The organism is Streptomyces boninensis (genome assembly GCF_048572725.1).
Lineage (GTDB): Bacteria > Actinomycetota > Actinomycetes > Streptomycetales > Streptomycetaceae > Streptomyces > Streptomyces boninensis.
In genome coordinates, this window is sequence record NZ_CP183837.1 from 4,262,962 (window position 1) to 4,281,114 (window position 18,153).

At 64.8% G+C, this 18,153-nt stretch carries 18 protein-coding genes and 1 pseudogene; 12 read left to right on the plus strand and 7 right to left on the minus strand.

The genetic code is table 11. The features are described 5' to 3' along the window. Window positions 1–67 precede the first annotated feature (67 nt). Window positions 68–367 carry a hypothetical protein gene (locus ACNNMR_RS19260; RefSeq protein WP_419995873.1) on the minus strand — a complete coding sequence of 100 codons (300 nt, stop codon included), beginning with the start codon at window positions 365–367 and terminating at the stop codon, window positions 68–70. 179 nt (window positions 368–546) lie between these two features. Here ACNNMR_RS19260 and ACNNMR_RS19265 point away from each other — a divergent pair, with 179 nt between their 5' ends. Next, window positions 547–1,185: a hypothetical protein gene (locus ACNNMR_RS19265; RefSeq protein WP_419995874.1), complete on the plus strand. Its 639-nt coding sequence runs from the start codon at window positions 547–549 to the stop codon at window positions 1,183–1,185. Between the two features lie 6 nt (window positions 1,186–1,191). On the opposite strand, the gene ACNNMR_RS19270 is transcribed toward ACNNMR_RS19265, so the two are convergent. Beyond that, a complete protein-coding gene (locus ACNNMR_RS19270) occupies window positions 1,192–1,836 on the minus strand; it encodes a DUF1266 domain-containing protein (RefSeq protein ID WP_419995875.1) in 645 nt (214 codons plus the stop codon). A gap of 184 nt (window positions 1,837–2,020) precedes the next feature. Here ACNNMR_RS19270 and ACNNMR_RS19275 point away from each other — a divergent pair, with 184 nt between their 5' ends. The 5 genes from ACNNMR_RS19275 (at window position 2,021) to ACNNMR_RS19295 (ending at window position 9,535) form a co-directional block, all read left to right on the plus strand. Next, window positions 2,021–6,661 (plus strand): RHS repeat-associated core domain-containing protein, encoded by a 4,641-nt coding sequence (locus ACNNMR_RS19275; RefSeq protein ID WP_419995876.1) that lies wholly within the window; start codon window positions 2,021–2,023, stop codon window positions 6,659–6,661. Between the two features lie 261 nt (window positions 6,662–6,922). After that, window positions 6,923–7,702, plus strand: a complete 780-nt coding sequence (locus ACNNMR_RS19280; RefSeq protein WP_419995877.1) for a hypothetical protein — start codon at window positions 6,923–6,925, stop codon at window positions 7,700–7,702. A gap of 167 nt (window positions 7,703–7,869) precedes the next feature. Continuing rightward, window positions 7,870–8,316, plus strand: a complete 447-nt coding sequence (locus ACNNMR_RS19285) for an SUKH-3 domain-containing protein (protein ID WP_419995878.1) — start codon at window positions 7,870–7,872, stop codon at window positions 8,314–8,316. Window positions 8,317–8,480: 164 nt separating this feature from the next. Beyond that, a complete protein-coding gene (locus tag ACNNMR_RS19290) occupies window positions 8,481–8,927 on the plus strand; it encodes an SUKH-3 domain-containing protein (protein WP_419995879.1) in 447 nt (148 codons plus the stop codon). A gap of 302 nt (window positions 8,928–9,229) precedes the next feature. Then, complete coding sequence (locus ACNNMR_RS19295) at window positions 9,230–9,535, plus strand: hypothetical protein (protein WP_419995880.1); 306 nt, start codon at window positions 9,230–9,232, stop codon at window positions 9,533–9,535. 168 nt (window positions 9,536–9,703) lie between these two features. Here ACNNMR_RS19295 and ACNNMR_RS19300 read toward each other — a convergent pair whose 3' ends face one another. After that, complete coding sequence (locus tag ACNNMR_RS19300; RefSeq protein ID WP_419995881.1) at window positions 9,704–10,117, minus strand: VOC family protein; 414 nt, start codon at window positions 10,115–10,117, stop codon at window positions 9,704–9,706. Between the two features lie 81 nt (window positions 10,118–10,198). On the opposite strand from ACNNMR_RS19300, the pseudogene ACNNMR_RS19305 reads away from it, so the two are divergent. Together ACNNMR_RS19305 and ACNNMR_RS19310 are read left to right on the plus strand one after the other, a co-directional pair. Next, window positions 10,199–10,324 (plus strand): annotated as a pseudogene (locus tag ACNNMR_RS19305) (IS5/IS1182 family transposase); the annotation flags it as partial. Between the two features lie 38 nt (window positions 10,325–10,362). Next, window positions 10,363–10,854 (plus strand): SMI1/KNR4 family protein, encoded by a 492-nt coding sequence (locus tag ACNNMR_RS19310; RefSeq protein WP_419995882.1) that lies wholly within the window; start codon window positions 10,363–10,365, stop codon window positions 10,852–10,854. Here ACNNMR_RS19310 and ACNNMR_RS19315 read toward each other — a convergent pair. Further along, window positions 10,836–11,591, minus strand: a complete 756-nt coding sequence (locus tag ACNNMR_RS19315; protein WP_419995016.1) for a transposase family protein — start codon at window positions 11,589–11,591, stop codon at window positions 10,836–10,838. The genes ACNNMR_RS19310 and ACNNMR_RS19315 overlap by 19 nt on opposite strands. Before the next feature lie 419 nt (window positions 11,592–12,010). Here ACNNMR_RS19315 and ACNNMR_RS19320 point away from each other — a divergent pair, with 419 nt between their 5' ends. Next, window positions 12,011–12,256, plus strand: coding sequence for a hypothetical protein (locus ACNNMR_RS19320; RefSeq protein WP_419994044.1), 246 nt, complete (start codon window positions 12,011–12,013; stop codon window positions 12,254–12,256). Window positions 12,257–12,269: 13 nt separating this feature from the next. Here ACNNMR_RS19320 and ACNNMR_RS19325 read toward each other — a convergent pair whose 3' ends face one another. From ACNNMR_RS19325 to ACNNMR_RS19335, 3 genes are all read right to left on the minus strand, one after another. Continuing rightward, complete coding sequence (locus ACNNMR_RS19325) at window positions 12,270–13,463, minus strand: IS110 family transposase (RefSeq protein ID WP_419994043.1); 1,194 nt, start codon at window positions 13,461–13,463, stop codon at window positions 12,270–12,272. A 620-nt stretch (window positions 13,464–14,083) separates the two neighbouring features. Further along, window positions 14,084–14,371, minus strand: coding sequence for a hypothetical protein (locus tag ACNNMR_RS19330; RefSeq protein WP_419995883.1), 288 nt, complete (start codon window positions 14,369–14,371; stop codon window positions 14,084–14,086). Between the two features lie 357 nt (window positions 14,372–14,728). After that, entirely contained in the window at window positions 14,729–15,493 is a 765-nt protein-coding gene (locus tag ACNNMR_RS19335; RefSeq protein ID WP_419995884.1) for a transposase family protein, read from the minus strand. 199 nt (window positions 15,494–15,692) lie between these two features. On the opposite strand from ACNNMR_RS19335, the gene ACNNMR_RS19340 reads away from it, so the two are divergent. The 3 genes from ACNNMR_RS19340 to ACNNMR_RS19350 all read left to right on the plus strand — a co-directional run bounded on the left by ACNNMR_RS19340 (window position 15,693) and on the right by ACNNMR_RS19350 (window position 18,141). Further along, on the plus strand, window positions 15,693–15,992 hold the full coding sequence (locus ACNNMR_RS19340) for a hypothetical protein (RefSeq protein WP_419995885.1): 300 nt from the start codon (window positions 15,693–15,695) through the stop codon (window positions 15,990–15,992). Between the two features lie 112 nt (window positions 15,993–16,104). Further along, a complete protein-coding gene (locus tag ACNNMR_RS19345; protein ID WP_419995886.1) occupies window positions 16,105–16,851 on the plus strand; it encodes a hypothetical protein in 747 nt (248 codons plus the stop codon). 357 nt (window positions 16,852–17,208) lie between these two features. Beyond that, entirely contained in the window at window positions 17,209–18,141 is a 933-nt protein-coding gene (locus ACNNMR_RS19350) for a hypothetical protein (protein ID WP_419995887.1), read from the plus strand. Window positions 18,142–18,153: the final 12 nt, after the last annotated feature.

Below are 18,153 nucleotides of genomic sequence, written 5' to 3' on the forward strand. Positions count from 1 at the left end.
CGAGCTTAATCCCTGCGGATGGCGTCGGGAAAGTTCTCGCCAAGGCCGGCGGATGCCGCTACTTGGATTACTTGGCCCCCTTCTCAAGCTCATTCTTGAGATCCAGGTCGACCTTCTCCGCTTCGCGGTACACCGTGTCCGCCATATCCGCCAATCCGGACAACTGCTGGTCGATGTCTTCGCGACCGTCCTCCCAGTTGCTCTCGAAGTCGTTCATTTTGTCCACGACGCCGCCATCGCCCATATCGTCCTCGTAAGACTCAAACATCTTCTTGGTGCGATTCATCCGCGTCTTGATGGACCGCAATCGGCCACCAAATCCTTCGAGTTCGCTGAGCGGAATCGCCAGCCGCTCTTCGTCGCCCACCAGGAACCTCCCCCGCAGCAGAGTCATCAGACGGTCACGCGAACACCCAGGGTAGGCGCAGGCACCGACAGCCGCACCACCTTCATCGCTCCGGGGCCGTAAGGTGGGCCATCCCGGGGAGAAGATCGGGCCGTGGGATACGAGCCATGGGATTGGGGCCATGGGAGGGGAACAGACGGGTGAGCAGCAGAAGCGAAGCGCAGACCATCGACCGCAACGGATTCCGCATCAAGGTGCCGAAGTCCTGGTGGGAGTTCGACATCCGGCCCGCCACCCGCAATGACAACATCCGGCAGCTCGTAAACGAACGCATCAGGCAGCGCCCCGAGCTCGCCGACCACCGCGACGCCTTCACCGACTTCCTGCAGAAGGCCGCCCGCGACGCCTGGCAGTCCGGCGCGCTGTACTGCGGCTGCATGGCGGAGTCCTTCGGCGGGGAGGCGCCGGTCACCGGCTCGGTGACGGTGTCGGTGATCGGGGCCCGCACGGCCGATGGCGAGATCCTGCCCACGAACCCGCAGCTGATCGCACAGCAGATCAGCCCACGGGAGGCCGACCGCGAGGGCGACCCCTGGCGGAAGGTCACGACGGTCGAGATCCCGGAGGTGGGGACGGCGGCGCGGACATACGGGGTCGAGGACGTCTCCATCCCAGGGGATGAGCGGACGGTACGGGCCGTGCTGACGCAGACGTTCATTCCGGTGCCGGAGCAGGACTCGATGGTGGCACTCGTGTCGGGGAGCAGCCAGGTGCTGGATCTGGCGGATTCCTTCTTCGACATGTTCGACGCGATCACGTCGACGTTCCGCTTCACCTAGAAATCTTCAGTTCCTCGGCTCAAGCCAGTGATCGGGGTGCCTGATCGCCTGCCATGGCACCTGGCGCCAAGGGCTGGCGCTGTTCGTCCAGTCGAGGAGGCGGGTGGCCGTTTTCTCTGTGTGATCCTGATGAGCGCTGCCGAAGTCCGGGTCGACGCCCTGCATCCATATCCGGCGGCCTGCCAGGTAATCAGCGGCGAAGTCGGCCCAGGACTCGTAAGCCTGAGATACGGGTGCGATCGTCCGGCCGAGCAGGTGCCACGCCTGCCCCTCGTCCACATAGCCCGCGCCGAACCCCGACCGTACGACATCGGCGTACCGGACGAAGTCCCAGGCTACGGGCGAATGGCCGAGGACCTGGACCATGCCGCCGCGATGCCCCTCGGTCGCAAGCCAGTCCAGCGTCGAATGAAGCGTCTGCGCATCGGTCACACCCCAGCTTTCCTCGAGGCGAAGCCGCTGGACCGTGGCATCGATGCGCTTCAGGGGATACAGCGTGGTGTGTGAAGGGCCGTGGTAGCGCTCCGTGAGGATCGCGGGCAGGGCGACCATCCAACGCTGGTGGGCAGTCAGCGGATTGGGATAGCGCTTGGCCGCGGAGGGGCCGAATGCCGCCTTCGCAAGGATCCCTGCCATCTCTAGAGCACTCATGGGCATGGGATCTTCACAGCGCAGGTGGAGCGGGTCAACCGGGCTCCGTATTCATGGCGTCGTCTCGCCTCCCTTCACTCGTGTGGGTGATGGCCGCTACTGTTGCCGCTGGGCTTGAGGGTGACGGGCGTCGAGGATGTAACGGGGGGTTGACGTGGCGGGCCATCGGCCGACGGACTGGCATGTGCTGGATCTCGACAAGGACCCGGTGCCGGGGGATCCGGAGCGGGTGAAGAAACTCGCCCGGGAACTGCACGACTTCGCAGAGGACGTCGGCACCGCACTGCGCCAGATCAAGAACATGGCGTCCGAGGACGCGGTGCAAAAGTGGTCGGGGAAGTCGGCGAAGAAGTTCAAGGAACAGTTCGACGGCGTCCCCGGCAACCTGAAAAAGCTGCGCACCTCCTACGACCTGGCCGGCGACGCCATCGCCGCGTACTGGCCGAAACTCGAACGCGCCCAGACCCTGTCCAACCGCGCCCTGGCCAAGGGCCGCGAGGCCCGCCAGGACCTGACCGCCGCCCAGGGCCGCCTCGATACCGCCCAGGACTGGGTGAAGACCGCCACCGCCAAGACCAAGGAATACGACACCGCCAAGGGCGCCGACAAACCCGACGAGGCCCAGGTGCGGGCCGCCACCCGCAAGGCCCACGACGCCACCACCGCCCGCAACAACGCCCAAGGCGCCGTCGACACCGCACAAAACGCCCTCGACGCCGCCAAGGCCATGGCCCAAGAGGCCAAAGAGATCCGCGAGGAAGCAGCGAGGATCTGCAAGGACAAACTCGAGGACGCCTCCGACGCCGGCATCCAAAACCGCTCCTGGTGGGAAGAAGGCCTGGACTTCGTCTCCGACAACTGGGACGCCATCGTCACCGTCTGCAAAGTCATCGTCGCCGTTGTCGGCATCATCGCCATGATCGTCGGCGGCCCCATCCTCGCCGCCATCGTCGTCGTCGCCGCCATCATCGTCCTCGCCGACACCCTCACCAAATACGCCAACGGACAAGCCACCCTCTGGGACGTCGGCCTCGCCGCCCTCGACTGCATCCCCGGCCTCAAAGGCCTCACCACCCTCGCCGGCGCCGCCAAAGGCCTCAAAGGCGCAGCCAAAGCCCTACGCGCTGGTGGGCTCCGCGGCGCCCTACGCTCGGGCAAGGATCTGCTGAAGAAGGCGAAGCCGGCGGCGGGCCGATGCAAGGGTGGCGACCCGATCGACATGGTCTCCGGCGAAATGCTCATGGAGGCCACCGACCTGGTGCTGCCGGGTGAGCTTCCGCTTGTTCTCGAGCGCACTCACCTGTCGACCTACCGCTGGGGACGGTACTTCGGCGAGTCCTGGGCCTCCACTCTTGACCAGCGCGTGGAACTCGATGGCGAAGGCGCCATCTTCGCCACCGAGGACGGAATGGTCTTGGCCTATCCCGTCCCCGCTGCAGGACAACCGGTCACGCCGCTCGCCGGGCCGCGCTGGCCGCTGGAATGGGACGGAGAACCCGACAGCCCTGTCAGCATCTTTGACCCCCGCTCCGGCATCACCCGCAAATTCGCCACGCCCGGGTCAAGTCGCGAGGAAGGCGACCGCGCCGATGCCCCCGAGCGCCTGATTCTGCTTCCCCAGTCGATCACCGACCGGAACGGCAACGAGATCACCTTCGAGTACGACGCCGCCGGCATGCCGATGGCGGTGCGGCACACCGGCGGCTACCACATCGCCGTCGATACCGCCGACGACCGCATCATCGGCCTGCGCCTTCTGAGCTCGGACGAACTGCCCGACAGCGCGCACATTGTTCGCTACAGCTACAACGACGACGGCAATGTATCCGAGATTTACAACTCTTCCGGCATGCCGTTCCAACTGGCCTATGACGACAACGCGCGTATCACGTCATGGACCGATCGCAACGATGCCTGGTACCGGTTCAGCTATGACGACGAAGACCGTTGCATACGTGGCGAAGGCGTTGGCGGCATCCTCGGCTGCTCCATCAGCTATGACACAGACCAGAGGATCACCCGGTACACGGACTCCTTGGGCCACACCACTACGTTCGAGTACAACGATGCCTACCGGCTGATCCGAGAGACTGACGCACTCGGTCACACACGCTTCCAGGAATGGGACGACGACGGACGTCTCGTCGCCACCACTGACGCGCTTGGCAGCACCACCCGCGTCCAGTACGACGCAGCTGGCTTGATGACGTCCATCATCGGCCCGGATGGTCTGGAGAGTGCTTCCGCGTACGACGACGCCGGTCGGCCGATAGTGATTGCCGGTACGGACGGTGCTGCGTGGCACCAAGAGTTCGACGGATACGGCAACCGCACCGCCGTAACCGATCCCACCGGGGCCACCGCCCGATTCACCTATACGGCCAACGGGCTGCTCGACTCGGTGACCGATGCTCTCGGTCAGACCACCGAATTCCGCTATAACCAGGCCGGTCTGCCAGTCGAGGTCATAGACTCGCTGGGTGCGGTCACGCGCTACGACTACAACGCGATGGGCCGCCAGTCGACAGTTACGGATCCGTTGGGCAACACCACGCGACTGGAGTGGACCACCGAAGGCCAACTCAGCTGCCGCACTTACCCGGACGGAACGAACGAGTCCTGGTCCTATGATGCGGAAGGCAACTGCACCACACACACGGACCCCTCCGGTGGTGTCACCCGTTACGAATCCCGTGGTTTCGATTCCATCACAGGCCGCACCACGCCCGATGGCGCCCGCTTCACCTTCGCGCACGACACCGAGCTGCGCCTGACGCGAGTCACCAACCCCCAAGGTTTGACGTGGCGCTACACATATGACGCAGCAGGTCGTCTGATCTCCGAAACGGACTTCGACGACCGCACCCTCACCTATTCCTACGACGCCGCGGACCGCTTCGTCTCTCGGACAACCCCGCTCGGGCAGCTCATCAAGCATGACCTTGACCCGGCCGGCCGCATTCTGGCGAAGGATGTCGACGGCAAGCGCACCACGTACGCCTACAACTCCGCCGGATACCTGACCCGGGCCGCTGCGCCTACCTCCGCCCTGGAGCTGAGCTACGACAGCGCAGGCCGTGTCCTGTCCGAAACCGTCGACGGCCGGACTACCCGATTCGGCTTCGACGCCATAGGACGGCGCACCCATCGCACCACCCCGAGCGGCGTCCATACCGAAATGGCTATCGACGCCGTTGGCCGCCCCACGACCATGAGTCTGGGCGGCCATCGCCTCGACTTCGACCGCGATGCACTGGGCCGCGAAACAACGCGTACTTTCGGCGTGTCCAGCGCCCCCCTGAGCCTCAGCACCACCTGGGATGCCCGTGGTCGGCGGGTCAGGCAACAGCTGGATATCCCCGGACGCACGTTGCACTCCCGCAGCTACGGCTATCGGGCCGATGATAATCTGGTCGAGACTGTCGATCAGGTCACCGGTCAACAGCGGAGTATGGAGCTTGACTCAGTCGGCCGCCCACTTCAGGTCTCGGCTGACGGCTGGACCGAGTCCTATGCCTATGACGCGGCCGGTAACCAGACGGCAGCCCATTGGCCCGATGCGGCACCGCATCCAGAGTCCCGCGGTGAGCGCAGCTACAGCGGAACCCGAATACGCAGCGCTGGTGCCGTCCGCTATGAACACGATAGAGCTGGCCGCACCATACTGCGGCAGAAAACGCGGCTCTCCCGCAAACCCGACACCTGGCGCTATGAGTACGACGCTGAGGACCAACTCGTGGCCTGCGTCACCCCCGACGGCACGCTGTGGCGATACAGCTACGACCCGCTGGGCCGACGCAGCGCCAAACACCGCATTGGTTCCGACGGCGAAACCATTGAGCAGACCATCTACTTCACCTGGGACGGCACAAATCTCGCGGAGCAAGTCGACACGGCCACCAACGTCGTCACCACATGGGAGTATGACGACGACGAGCATCCCCTGGCCCAGCTCGAATGCCGCTCGCGAAACGGTGAATTGAGCCAGAATGAGGTCGACCGCCGCTTCTTCGCAATCATCACCGACCTGGTCGGGGCACCTACCGAACTTGTCGGTGAAAGCGGCGAGGTAGCCTGGCGCACCCGCACTACCATGTGGGGCACCACTGCCTGGAATCGAGACGCTTCGGCCTACACACCTCTGCGCTTCCCCGGCCAATACGCCGACCTCGAGACCGGCCTGCACTATAACTTCCTCCGCCACTATGACCCCGAAACCGCCCGCTACACCTCCCCTGACCCCTTCGGTCTCGCACCGGCGCCCAACCCCGTCGCCTACACGACTAACCCACAGACTTGGAGCGACCCGCTCGGCCTGGTTCCGAAGTCCTGCCTGCAGGACAAGTACAAGTGGGACGGCAGTGTCCGGTTCGGTAAGTTGGACGACCTCGGCAGGCCCACAGGCGTGTGGGCGTCCTTGCGCAGAGAAATGCTCGACAAGGGAACAGAAGCAGGGTCGACCCGGACACCGGGCTGGCGAGGCAACGGCACTGACTTCAATGAGGCACGCGGCCACCTGTTGGCCAACCGCCTCGGCGGCCCAGGGAAGGGGCCCCTCGCGCGACACAACCTTGTGACCCTCACCCAGAACCCGACCAACACCCCAGTCATGAAGGCTATCGAAGCCAGGGTTTACAATGCGGTAAAGGGCGATACCGCGAACGGCATTCCTGGACAGAACGTCCAATACTCGGTGAAGCCTATTTACGAAGGAACCAACCCCATACCGATCCAGCTCGAAATATCCGCATTCGGTGATCGAGGATTTCAGCTGACAGATGTACTGGATAATCCCGCTGCAGGTGTGCGGACGGCCGTCACCTGATAGAACCCTTTTGGGGAAAGGATGACGATGACTCGGACCACCCCACCCCGTCCTCTTGAGATCGAGCAGATCTTCCCCGAGCTGGCAGCGCACCGCGCCGTCAGTACCCGGCTCCATCCCCGGCCTGGAGTGCCTAAGATTCACGACAGCTCCATCGGCGGGCCGCTGTTGTGGCCGACGGACGAACCATGGCCCACCTGCCGCCAAGCGCATCCGCGCAACCGAGGCCGTCGAGTACCCGATGTGCACCGTGAGCGGGCAATGCAGCGCGAGGCCGAGAGTCGTGATGCCGGCTTCAGCCCCACGGAGGAAGACCGGGCACTGCTTGCCACCCTCCGCGAAGAGCACCAGGTGCCCGATCTCGACGAGACGGCGCCGGTCCCGATGCTGCCGGTCGCTCAGTTCTTCACCAAGGACATCCCCGGGCTGGAGGCACCGCCAGGCGCCGATCTCGTTCAGGTGCTGTGGTGCCCCTTTGATGGGCATGGCCGGCAGGGGACTGTCTCTGTTCACGTGGAGTGGCGTGACTCGTCGCGGTGCGGGGAAGTGCTGACGACGCCCCCGCTTCCGGAGGTCGTCGGATTCGACGGCTACGTCCCCGAGCCCTGCGTCATTGCCGCCGAACAGGTCGCGGAGTACGAGTACGTCGAACTACTCGACAGCGACCTACAAGAGCGCATCGAGGAATGGGAGATGGGACTTGAGGAAGAGGCTGAGGAGGACGACGAGGAGTTCCTCAGCTACGAGAGCGACCTGTCCATCGCACCAGGTTGGAAGGTCGGCGGCTTCGCGAAGTGGAATGTGAGCGGCCCGGGCGAGGTTACTTGCTCGTGCGGCAGCCAGATGAAGCTCCTCCTCACCATCGCCACCTACGAATGGGAGGGCGGTGTGTCCAGCTGGACGCCGGTCGAGGACCGCGAGACTCCTAACCCTGCGGACAACAAGCATCCAACGGAGATCCACGTGGGCAGGGACGGGTCGTTGAACGTCTTCGCGTGCGCCGCCGACCCACGACACGAGCACCAGATCGTCCTCCAGTGAGCTGAACCTGCCTCCTGATCGAGGCGATAGAATGACACACGGCAATGCGTATCGGTCCCCAAGCATGTCAAGGCCGGTGCCCTCTCCGCGCACGACTAGCGGTTGCCTCAATTCACCGCACGCGGCAGCTGTGATGAGAACCTCTGAATTTTGGCGGTGAACTAGATATGCAGAACGGACCTGAGCAGCGATGGCCGCCGGAAGCAGAGCGGCGTCTAAGGGAAGTTGGCTGGCATCCGGGGCGTTCATTGTCCACCGCGGACTGGGAGCATGTGTTGCGGGAACAGGGCCACTTCGCGATCCATCCTGCTGCGCAACAATTCCTGGCCGAATTCGGCGGGCTAACCTTGACGCGTGTATTCGAAGGCAGCATCGCTCCGGTGTCTGCAGAGACTTTCTTCGACCCCACACTGGCCAAGTGGGACCAGGAAATCTTTGAAGACCTCAGCGAGGGAGCAGGCGCCGAACCCTACTCCATCGGCATGAAGAACAACCGCAACGCATACCTCGGCATGACAACAACTGGGGCCGTCTACTACGGAATGGACGACGCGTTCCTCCTCGCCGAGACCGGTGACGAAGCAGTGGAGAAGATTTTCGGAGGGGAAGCGTGACTACCGTCGGAGCGGCGGTCGACGACGCGTTTGCGGCGCTCCGTATCTCTAGGTGATTGCAGGAAGGTGAGTTCGCCATAGCTTGGGGCTATTGCGTCGAGCCCCCTTCGCGACTCATGCCAACATGCACTTGACCAGCTCGGAATTACGGCGGTGACCTGGAGATGCAACAGAGTGGCTCCGGGCAACGATGGTCGGCGGATACCGATCAGGTATTGCGGGAGGCCGGCTGGCACCCAGGACGCTACGTCCCCACGGCAGAGTGGGAACGAGCGCTGCAGGAGCATGACGAGTTCGAGATCCACCCTGCCGCCCAACGTTTCCTAGCAGAGTTCGGAGGGCTGTACATCCCGGACCGAGGTGCTGGCATCACCATGGGGCGGGCAGAGATCGACCTCAACCCCGCTCTGGCCCGGTGGGACCGGGAGATCTACGATGCGCTTCGTGAACTGGCAGGTGTCGAACTTTACCCACTCGGAATGACGGACCGCCGCAACTGGTACCTGGGGATGACGCCAACCGGTGCAGTCTATATCGGAAGAGACGACGTTCTCCTCCTAGCAGAAGACGGCGACCGGGCGCTGGAGAAGATCATCCAGGGAATCAAGTAGCACATTCAAGAATAGAATCACGGGCGAGTGGGCAGGACCACGATCCGAAACTGAGTGCACTTCTCTTACGAGCAGGGCAATTGGGGACCTGCATTCCCGAACCCCTGGCGGAACAAATAATGCCTCAGAAATCATGGCGAATGCAAGAGACCGTAGGCCAGGTGACGCGCTCTGAAGGTGCCTTCGACCTCGCCGAAGAGACCGCACCCGACATCAGCCTGAGGAAGTGTTGGCCGCATGAGTGCATTCGGACTTGCCGGATGGAACCGTGCGGCGCCCCACCGAACAGCAGGAGGTGGCAAATGTCCTACTACATGAACGATGTCATGGGGGCTGCGGTCGACGAGCCGACCGAGGTGCAAATTCGAAACATCCTGTCCCGGCTTCAAAATGCGGATGAGGAGCACCCGGATGTTTCGCTGGGGCATGAGTCTGGGTGGACGCTGAGTGTTTACGGGGACAAGACGGTGTTGTGGGAGAACGTCGAAGATCCCGACATTGAGCCTCGACAGGTCACTCTTGGGAGTTGGGATACAGTAGTTGACCTCCTCCTGAAAGTGTCTCACGGTGACTTCGAAGCGGTAAGCGACGTGTTGGGCAGGGGTTGATCAGCCATGCCGCTCCTGCGGAGGCCGGATGAGTGTCAACGCTATTCCGTGGCACGGCGCCTAGACTTGTCCCGTAACCGCTGATCGCGTGGCTGCAGCGACGCAGAAGATGCCCTCCAGGGGTGCCGTTGCCGGAACCGTCGTCGCCTGGCTGAGGGAGTGGTTGCTTCACGCGAGCCGGTCGGCGACGAACGCGGCGAGCGCCTCTTGGGACGGGTGTCCCCAGCCGATACAGAACGGGTGTCCGGCTGGGTCGGCGTACACCTGATGGCCTTCGTCGCTGTCCAGGTCATGAGCTGGCTGGAGCAGCCGGGCGCCGAGGGAGATTGCCTGTTCGTGAGCGGCTCGTGGGTCTTCGACGTGGAGGTCGAGATGCACTTGCTGAGGGACCCCGTGTGGCCACTCGGGAGGAACGTGGTTCGGTGCCAGCTGCACGCCGACCCGCCACTCCCCGTCGGCGTCGACAACGCTGTGCCATGCCTCATCCTCAAAGACGTGGCCGCAGAAGATCCGGGCCCAGAAGGCGCTTTCGGCGGTCAGGTCGGCTGCATCGAACACGATCACGTTACGCACCAGCTTCATGATGCCGAGGCTACGAAATGCCGCCGATCGCGTGCCCGGACGTCGACCAGTTCCGTGCGGACGCCGCAGTTCGTGAATGAGATGATCTTGCCCGCGGCTGGTGTGATCACGGCGTCTACGCCGTCCTGGATAGAGCCGTTCACCGGGCTGAACCCGCGTGCCTTCGGCAAGTTGGTGACCCAGTTGCGCCGGGAGGGCGCCGATTCCGGCACCAACATCGTCACCATTCTGAACAGGAGTAGATGATGCCAGCAGATTTGTCCGACCTGGTCCGCGTGGCACCACCCGGGGCCGCAGAGATCTCACGGCCGAACTGGGACGAGGCATTCGCCGCGCTGGGGCACGAACTGCCGTCCGACTACGTCCACACCATCGACCGTTACGGAGCCGGACGCTTCGATGAGTACCTCTGGATCCTTGCTCCTGGCTGCGAAAAGCCCAGCTACGACCTTATCCTGGCAGCGGAGGAGCGTGCGGAGTCCCTGGAGATGCTCTGGAAGTCCGGCGAGCCGAAACCCGAAGAACTGACAGACCCGGATAACCGCCTCATCCCCTGGGCATCCACCGATAACGGCGAGTTCGTCTACTGGCTAGCCCGGTCGGGGAAGTCACCCGATGAATGGACCGTGATGGTGAACGAGGCCAGAGGAGATGAATGGGAGCACCATGACATGGGCTGCCTCGAATTCATCGTGTCGACACTGAGCCTTTTCCAACCTCACACTGACGCGTGGTGAAGGACGAGGATGGCCTTCACGAAGTTGGTGATGCGGTTCGTGCTGCACCGGAGCTTCCGCAGGAGGCGCCAGCCCTTGAGGGTGGCCATGGCCTGCTCGCCGAGGCAGCGGATCTTGGCGTGTGTGCTGTTGTGCTGACGCTGCCACCGCTTGAGGCGACGGCCACGAAACGGCACCCGGACGGGTCCGCCGGCGCCCTGGTACGCCTTGTCGGCCCAGCACTTGAGGCCGGCTTCGGCGAGCGCGTCGACGATGCCGTGGGTGCGGGCGGCGGTCAGGTCATGGGTTGAGCCGGGCAGCGCGGGCGAGGCCCACAGCAGCCGCCCGAAGGGATCGGTGAGGACCTGGACGTTCATGCCGTGCCGCTTGTGTTTGCCGGAGTAGTACGGGGTGTCGGCGGCGATCCGGTCGATCGGCAGCAGCGTCCCGTCGAGGATCACGAAGGCCAGGCGGCTCGCGGTCCGCATCGCCTCGGCCAGGCTGGGAGCCAGCGCGGCCAGGACCTCTATCGCCTCGCGGACGTAGCGGTAGACCGTCGCGATCCCGATGCCGAACCCGGCGGCGAGCTGGGCATAGGTGTCGCCGCACCGCAGATGGGCCAGGACCAGCAGAGCCTGACGGCCCGGCGTGACACGGCGCCACCGGGTGCCGATCTCGCGGCGGCGAACCGTGAGATGCCCCGCGAGGCGGCGCAGGTGGGCACTGGACAGATCGATCGCCGATGGATAGACAAGCACACGAAGCTCCTGGTCGGCACGGGTGATCTTGGTCGTGAACCCGTCTACCAGGAGCTTCGCCGGTTCGTACAGCCCGCCAACCGCCAGGCCACGCCGTCAGGTTGGAAAGGGCTCACTGAGCGGGGCAGTGCGATCCAATCTCCTCTCCAGCCGCCATCCGGCTACTGCGCACACCTTCGAGCCGATCGCAGACTTCCCCAAATCTCACTGAGCGGTCGGCTAGCGTCGCAGACCGGACCTCCCAGTCCGGAGGCTTCCGCGCGATCGGCCTCGATGAACTACTCGAGTTCAGCCGTGCCCAGCTGACCGGGTAGACCGGCGCCGGTAGTGGGGGGGGGGTGCCCCTATGTGTTCGGTCAAGGGGCGAGGGTCAGTAGGTTCGTGTGGTCGAAGGTGAGTGCCTAGGGGGTGGGGGGCGCATGAGCGAGAGCCGGATCACGATCGAGCTCACGAGCGATCAGGCATTGGTGTTGTCGGACTGGTTGGAGAAGCTGCAGATGACGGACCTGAGTCGTGTCATCGACGATCCGGCCGTGTGGTCACCGATCCATCGCATTGCCGGAACGTTGGACAAGACGCTTCCTGAGTTGTTCGCGGCGGACTATGGCCGGCGGCTTGAGGCGGCTCGTCAGCGGCTTCGGGCGGAGAATGATTGGGCGGGTTGAACTCCTGAGCTGGTCATGGGGTTGACGGTTGGTAGAAGGTGCCGTCGCGGAGCATCGCGAAGAGCACGTCGGCTCGGCGGCGGGCGAGGCAGAGGATGGCCTGGGTGTGGTGCTTGCCCTCCTTGATCTTTTTGTCGTAGTAGGTGCGGGAGGCGGGATCGGACAGGGCGGCGAATGCGGAGAGGAAGAAGGCCCGCTTGAGCTGCTTGTTTCCTCTCCTGGATTGTTGTTCGCCGCGGATGGAGGAGCCGGAACTGCGGGTCGTCGGAGCGAGTCCCGCATAGGCGGCGAGGTGGGCGGCCGAGGGAAACCTGGTGCCGTCGCCGACGTCGATGAGGAGGCGGGCCGCGGTCCTGACGCCGACGCCCGGCATCGACGTCAGGACGGCGGCAAGAGGGTGGGCCTCCAGCAGTTCTTCGAGCCGCTTCTCCAGCAGCCGACGCTGGTCGAGCACGGCGGTCAGGGACCGGGCCAGACTCGGGACGATCAGTGCGGCTGCTTCGGTGCCCGGGACGACGACGGTCTGTTCGTCGAGCGCGGTGAAGATGTCCCCGGCCAAGCGGATGGCCATCCGCGGGGCTTTGGGACGCATCAGATTGGTGACCTGGCGGCGTCCGGCCTGGCGGATCTGGGCGGGCGAGCCGAACCTCTCCAGCAGGGCCAGGACGGCTGGGTGCTGCATGCGCGGGCCGAGCACTCGTTCCAGGTGCGGGTGGACCTGCGTGAACAGGCCGCGAAGCCGGTTGGAGAGCCGGTTTGCCTCGGCGACCAGGTCGTCGTCGAAGCCGACGAGCATCTCCAGCTCGGCGACGGTCTCGTCGTCCAGGTCGATGGAGCGGAGGGTGTGAGGCATCGAGCGGGCCGCGTCGGCGATGATGAACGCGTCGCGGGCGTCGGTTTTGGCCTCACCCGGATAGAGATCGGCGATCCGCCGCATCGTCAGGCCCGGCAGATAGGCGACCGGGCATCCCATGTTGCGGGCGACGGCCAGCGGCAGGGCTCCGATGGAAGCCGGCTGGTCGACGACGACCAGCACGGTTCCGTGTTTGGCCTGCAGTTTCGCGAAGACCTCGTGGAGTTTGGGTTCGCTGTTGGGCAGGCGTCGGTCGAAGGCTTTCTTGCCGGCCGCGGTGACGGCGGTGGCGTGGTGTTCGCCTTTGCCGACGTCCAGGCCGAGGAAGACGTCGATGTCGCTGGTGTCGATCACGTCGTGGTTCCTTCGGTGCTGTTCACCCGGCCTCGCCACGGCACTGATCGCCACATCCACATTACGAAGAACCTCCCGACCTGGGGAAAGGCCGGTGGTCATGCCCCTAATCAGCGGTCTGTCAGTGCCTTCGGAGCTGGTGACACCACCCCCCGGGCCATGCACTCGACAAGGGGAGGTAGTCATGCCAACTCCGAAGGCCGGTAGTCCCGTTGCAGGACTACGAAGAAGGTAATGGGGGGGGCGTACACATGCACTCGCCCTGGACAACGCCTCGGTCCACCGAGCAGGCGCGTTCAAGAACCGACACCGACAGCTCGCGAAGATGGGAGTGGATCTGTCGTCGATATTCCTTCGGGAGAACTACTCGGAAGTCCGAAGCGATTAGGCTACTGGCAATGAAGCACGATGCCCCAGCAGCACTGAGCATTTCCGATCTACGCTCGGGTGAGTGACCGCTGTACGCGGTGGATGACGAAGGTCGCGTGGACGACCCTGGTGATCCGGTTCGAGCTGATCCGTATTCGCTGCAGTACCCGCCAGCGCTTGAGCTCGGCGAAGGCGCGTTCGGCCGGCGCCCTGGTAGCCGGAGTCAGCGGTGGTTTCGACGTCGGCGTCGGTCACCGTCTCGATGATGTCGTCGTGGCGGTCGGCGGCGAGCCGGGCCGTGCCTCGCCGAACAACACCAGCTCACCTGCGGTGGTGATGCCCCGGAGGTTCATGCCGTGGTCGCGGTGCTTGGCGTTGTAGGGCGGATCGTCGTTGTCCTCGGTGACCAGGGTGGGGGCCAGCCCGGTCAGGGCGTCGATGGCTTCGTTGACGTACCGCCAGGCGGTGTCGGTGGCGACGCCGAAGTGGGCGCCGAACTGGGCGAATGTGTCACACTTGGCGAGGAGGACCAGGAACATGATGGCCTGGTCCCAGGGGGGTCAGGCTCGCCAGGTGCCAGGAAACCAAGTCGGAGGGGACGTCGAGGGTGGCACGATAAGTGACCACGAAGCTCCATGCGCTGGTTGGAAGTTGGCACTCCCGGTAACCGCGAGGAGCTTTGCCGCGTCACGGGCACGGGGCGACCAGCTGCCGCCCCGTTCACCCCCACCGGCCGCGATCAGATCCGCTCAATGCCACAGATGCTCGCAGACTGTCGTCGACTCCAGAATTCCGAGAGATGTTCGCGAAGGTGATGAAGTCGGGCATGCCCGTGGCGACGCCGCACTGGTGGCCTTCGCCAAAGCGATTGCTACGAGGCTGTCACAGAACCTCTTTCATCCTGAATAGTCGCAGGTCAGCAGGGTATGGACGGCGGCGACGATGGGTCCGATGCGGCGGGTGCTGCAGCGGGCTCGTCGCAAGATCCCCCAGGACTTGAGCCGGGCGAAGGCGCGCTCGCCGGGTGCGCGGAGCCGAGCGTGGTCGCGGTCGAATTGCTGGTAGTGCTCGGGCTGTTCGTGGTGGTTTTTGTACGGGGTGCGCACGGTGGCGCCGGCACCTTGGTAGGCGCGATCCGCCAGGATCAGGATCTGCCGGGTCAGACAGGCTTCGATGATCCCGTGGGCGCGGGCGGCGGTCAGGTCATGCGTCCGTCCCGGGGTGGCGCGGGAGAACCACAGCGGAGTGCCGTCCGGGGCCGCGACGACCTGCACGTTCATGCCGTGTTTTCGGTGTTTCATCGAGTAGTACGGCTCGTCCGCGGCGACGCGGTCGATAGGGATCAGGGTGCCGTCGATGATGACGAAGTCGCCCTCGCCGAGGCCGACCAGGGCTTCGCGCAGGCCCGGTGCCCAGGCGGCCAGGACCTCGATGGTCTCGTCCACATACCGCCAGGCGGTCGCCTCCGAGACCCCGAACCCGGCGCCCACCTGGGCGAGCGGCTCGTTTTTGCGCAGGTGAGCCAGGGCCAGCAGGGCCTGCTTGAAGCAGCCCAACTTCCGCCAACGCGTGCCGCGTTCATGCCTTCGGGCGTAGATGAGCCACGACACGTGCTCGACGAGCTCATGCGGGACGTCGAGCGTGGCAGGATACGCAACCAACAGAGCCCCTTTGGTCGCCCGGTGCTGAGTGAGATCACCACCTGAACGACGAGGGGCTCTGCCACGTCACGGACCACCGCTGACCAGGCCATTTCATCCCTGCGACACAGGATGAAAGAGGTTCACAGAAGGGATTGTCCAACTTCGTGATCCATACCATGCAGGTACCGGACGCGATTCGAAGGGTAATCTGTTGGGCGTGTACAACAGCCTGACCGCCGAGCTGAGGTGCCCACGCTGCGGAGAGCAATGCACGGTCGACATCCAATTCGCTTTCGGGTTGCTCGACTTCCGCGAATACTCCCTGGGCAGCCGCGTAGAGTGGGGGACCAAAGGCTTGCGCAACCCCAACGGCCGGCCGCCGAACGGCACCTATGCCGACGAAGGATACGCGGAGTGTCAGTGCTGCCACAAGGATTACTGGGTGTGGATCCGGGTGGATGCGGACGTCATCGTTTCGGTGGAGGTGGATCCCACGAAGCCGGGTCATATCCCGTGAGCCGGAGTGCGGCGCCGGTGCGTCCAGCGCAGAAGGCAGTCAACGAGCGGGACTCTGGGAACGGGTGGGTGCACAGGCCCAACGCTCGGGTCACTGGGAGTGGTGGTCCGGCATGCTGAGCCTCCGCGACACCGTGACCGGGTTCCGTAACGCGGCTTCTCTCGTCGGGCTTGAGGATGCGTGGTATTGGTCCCCCGCACCCGGAATTGACTTCGCAGGGGGGCTTTCTGCTGACGGTCGGCGGCTGCTCCAGATGAGCGCCCGCGATACGTACGGCGAGGAACTGGCCCTTGCCGTGCTGCGGTTCGGGCGGGAGCACGAGGGCGTGATGTTCCGCGAGAACCCGCACCTCGGTTTCATGGGTGGGTTTACGCCTCCACCTGGCTTCGCTTTCGACACTGTCGCGGCCACCTCACCAGAAGTGCACAACTTCTACGCCTACCAGATGCCGGAGCTCACCCCCCACGTGCGCGTCATCTTCCCGGCCTTCTCCTGTGAGTTCTCCGGGACAGAGTCGCCCGAGGAGGCGTACACCCGATTCGACATGATCCGTCCGAATAACTTGGCCCGAGGGCCGCACCCGTTCCTGAAGATGCGCTACATCAACACCAAGACGCGCGGGCGCAGTGTGGGGTCGGACCGCGGCTTCGCCGAACCGGAGCGGTTGTACCAGGAGCTTCGGGACATCGAAGGCGGTCGAGAGAGCATCGTGGAGTTCGAGAACCGGCACGGGAGGGTCTGGCGCGTGATGTGGTACGACGGCTGGCACCTCGCCGACTGGACCACCCAGTCCGGCGAGCCTCGCGGTATCGGGCTCGCGGAGCTTCTCGAGTTCAGCCAGGAACGACTGACCGAATAGCGCGTCGCTGCCCGCCCTCCGCGGGCCGCTCCTCTAACGGCTTCGGGACCTCTTGCGTACCTGGGCGGGTGGTGGTGTGCAGGTCGCGCCGGGTCGTGGGGAACCGCGAGGCGGTGGCTTGCGACCGGGGCCGGGGTATCCACTGCCCGGTGGTTCACGAGCCTCCTAAAGAATCCTGGGAAAGAACTCCCCCGCCCGTCCTCCGTCGCCAACTGCTCACCCGATGGGGTGACTTGGTGCGGGAGTGGGGTTCGGGTGGGGTTATGCTCGCCGCGACAACCCGAAAATAACTCGGCCCCCGCAGGGACTAGCGATCCCAGGCGAGGGCCTGACCTTCCAGGAAGTAGCCTCTTCCCGATGGCTGATGCCAAGTCTAACGCGCCCAAGGGTGCCTCCGCAGAGTTCCCGCAGGGCGGCCTGCACCACGTGCGAGTGCCGCTGACGAAGAACTTCACCGTCCTGTCCAACGACCTGCTGCAGCGCACCGAAAGCGCGCTGACCCTCGGCATCGGCGCGTACATCCTGTCGCTGCCCGAAGGGGCGCCCATCAGCATCAAGGCGCTGTGCAAGAAGTTTCGCGAAGGTGAGATCCGTATCGCTCGTGCCCTGCGTGAGTTGCAGGACGCCGGCTGGATCGAGCGCCGCTTAGAGCGCGCGGATCGCGGCCGCGTCGTCACCCGGACACTCGCCTATACCCAGGCTGGGGCAACGGTCGTACAGGACACGGCGGTTCCGGAGATCCGAGAGCTTCCTGGGCGGCCTGACAACGCCGCTCCCAGTGGCGTACCGGTTGCTACGCGCGCACCGGCACTGCCGCCCGCGGCTGCGGCTGCGGCTGCGGAGGAGCAACCCCAGGCCCCAGCACAGCACAAACCCGCCCAACCAGCGCCGCTAGCCATCTCAACCCAGCCGCCGGATCCCCGTTCCCTCGCCATCCTCGCCGGCCTGCGCGAACGGGATCCACGGCTGCACTTCTCCGAAGCGGAAACCCCGCTTCTCGCCCACGCCGTAACTGAATGGCTCAAGCGCGACACCGAGCCGCGCACCATCATCCAGGCCCTCACGGACGACCTGCCCCAGCACCTGCGCAGCCGCCCAGCCCGCATCATCGCCCACCGCCTCGCGGCGCACCTGCCGCCCGAACCCGTTCCTCCATCTGCGACGGTCACCCCACCGCTCCGGCTACAGGAATGCCCTGGCTGCGACAGCCCGTTCCGGGCGCGAGAACCGGGACGCTGCCGGGAGTGCCGAGAGCAAGACGCATCAGAGGCCTCGGGCAGAGCCGCCTGACCTTCCCGGGGC